The following is a 2,475-nucleotide window of genomic DNA, read 5'->3' on the forward strand; positions in this document are numbered from 1 at the left end:
GATCAGAAGATGGCAGATATGCGTTATGATCAAGGGAAAAAGAAGATTGATTCGCTCAAGAAAGAAATTAAGAAGGTGAAAGATAGCGGAGCTGGGAAAGAAGTAACAGATCCGATGGAAGAGCAAGTAAGTGAGTTAGAAATAGCGCAAAAAACAACTGACCTTGAGAAAGAGAAAGGGAAGTTACAGAAAGAAGAGTTAAATAAAAAGCAGAAAGAGCTTACGATTTATAGTAATTTTGCTGGTGTTGTTCAAAAGTTAGATAAAGATGCGGCGCAAAGTTCATCTCAAGCGTTAGGTGGACAAGGGAAGGCATTTTTACAAGTTGCTTCTAAAGACCCGTTCCAAGTTCAAGGGACTTTAACAGAGCTTCAGAAGTCACAAATCCAAAAGGATCAAACATTCACTGTAACTGCGAAAGCAAATAATAAGAAGAAGTGGACAGGTAAGATTACAGAGGTAAGTGAATTCCCAACGAGTGCAGAGATGGGTCAAGCTGGTGGTGTAGGTGAAGCAACTCAAAATATGTCCCAATATACATATAAAGCAAGTCTTGATAGCCAAGACGGTTTATCTCCAGGTTACCATGTTTCATTACAAGTAAACTTAGAGAATAAGACGATGATTGCTGTTCCAAGTAAGAGCATTGTAGAAAAAGACGATGATGCATTTGTTTATATCGAAGAAAAAGGAAAGCTTCGTAAACAAAATGTGAAAAAAGGTGCTACTGATGGAGATTGGACAGAGATTACTGAAGGCGTAACAGTGGGGCAAAAGGTGGTTAAAAATCCTTCCGACAACGTGTATGACGGAATGGAAGTGAAAGAGAAATGATTACGCTAAATAATATTGCTAAGACGTATTATCAAGGGAAGCTTGCGGTACCGATTTTGCATGGTATTAGTTTAACGATTCAGAGTGGTGAGTTTGTTTCGATTATGGGGCCTTCTGGTTCCGGTAAGTCAACGCTTATGAACATTATTGGTTGTTTAGATCGTCCAACAGAAGGCGAATATATGCTGAATGATGTGAATATCTTAACAGCAGACGAGTCAAAGCTCGCTTTAATTCGTAATGAATATATCGGCTTTGTATTCCAGCATTTTAATTTACTGCCGCGTCTCTCTGCGGTGGAAAATGTTGAACTTCCGCTAGTATACGGTGGCGTGAAGAAAGCAGAACGTCGTAAGCGTGCCTTAGAGGCGTTAGGTAAAGTTGGATTAGCGGACCGCGTACATCATTTACCGAATGAATTATCAGGTGGACAGAAGCAACGTGTAGCGATTGCAAGGGCAATTGCGAATAACCCAACGTTCATTATGGCCGATGAGCCGACTGGTGCGCTAGATACGAAGTCTGGTGAGCAAGTTATGGATATTTTTACGAAGCTTAATGCAGAAGGTACGACAATTGTTATGGTTACGCATGAAGAGGAAGTAGCGGCTTATTCGTCTCGCCGCATTGTACTGCGAGACGGGAAAGTTACAGAAGATAGAAGGTGTGCAGTATGAGTTTACTAGATAGTATGAAAATTGCCTTATCGTCTATTTTAGCTCATAAACTACGCTCGGCTTTGACGATGCTTGGGATTATTATCGGTGTAGGCTCTATTATTACCGTCGTTGCGATTGGACAAGGCGGGGAAGCTGCATTGAAATCTCAATTTGTTGGGTCAGGTAATCAAACGGTTCCGATTCATTATAGTGCTGATATGAATGATCCTTTTGGTATGGGGATGGTAGAAGCACCGAAAATAACTGAAGAAGATATTTTTGAAATTAAAAAAATTCCAGAAATCTCACATGTTGTAACAACAAATTCAAGTATGGAACCACTTGATATTGAAGATAAAGTAGAAATGGTGAGTATTACTGGATTAGACAGTGAGTATTTTTCAGTAAATAAAGTAAAGTTGTTAAAGGGACGTTCTTTACAAGAATCAGATGTGGATCAAGGTAATAACGTTGTTATGATTAGTAAACAAATGGAAGAAAAGGTATTTAAGGATGCCAATCCAGTCGGTAAAATTATTGAAATGAAGGGTCAACCGATGCAAATTATCGGTGTCTACAAATCAGATAACGAGTTTATGGGAATGGGACCATCAGAAGCACTAATTCCAATTTCATTATGGCCGACACTGTATGGAAAAGATGAAATTCAAAATATTTCTGTTCAAGCAAAAAATGTAGATAACTTAGAAAAAGCAGGTAAAAAAGCTGCAGATGTCTTAAACAGTCGTAAACCGAGTGATGCAACTGGTAAATACGAAGTTATGAATTTAAAAGAACTTCAAGAAGGTATTTCAAAGATGACCGGTATTATGACGATGATCATCGGCGGTATCGCTGGTATTTCACTAGTCGTTGGTGGTATTGGTGTTATGAACATTATGCTCGTATCTGTAACAGAACGTACGCGCGAAATTGGAGTACGTAAAGCACTTGGAGCGACGCGTAGTAAAATTTTATTACA

General features: G+C 39.0%; 3 protein-coding genes. All 3 read left to right on the forward strand.

Annotated elements, in window-relative coordinates:
- Positions 1–834 (forward strand): efflux RND transporter periplasmic adaptor subunit (locus ACS2MN_RS30870; RefSeq protein WP_438894966.1); only part of this gene is annotated, 834 nt, incomplete at its 5' end.
- Positions 831–1,511, forward strand: a complete 681-nt coding sequence (locus ACS2MN_RS30875) for an ABC transporter ATP-binding protein (RefSeq protein ID WP_000631624.1) — start codon at positions 831–833, stop codon at positions 1,509–1,511. The genes ACS2MN_RS30870 and ACS2MN_RS30875, both read left to right, overlap by 4 nt.
- On the forward strand, positions 1,508–2,475 hold a 968-nt coding region (locus ACS2MN_RS30880), incomplete at its 3' end, for an ABC transporter permease (protein WP_438894967.1). The genes ACS2MN_RS30875 and ACS2MN_RS30880, both read left to right, overlap by 4 nt.

Origin of the sequence: Bacillus cereus group sp. BceL062, assembly GCF_051780025.1 — a bacterium.
Lineage (GTDB): Bacteria > Bacillota > Bacilli > Bacillales > Bacillaceae_G > Bacillus_A > Bacillus_A toyonensis.

Excerpts from the sequence above, each read along its gene's own strand:
- ACS2MN_RS30875 (WP_000631624.1), top strand. The coding sequence starts at position 831 with ATGATTACGCTAAATAATATTGCTAAGACGTATTATCAAGGGAAGCTT.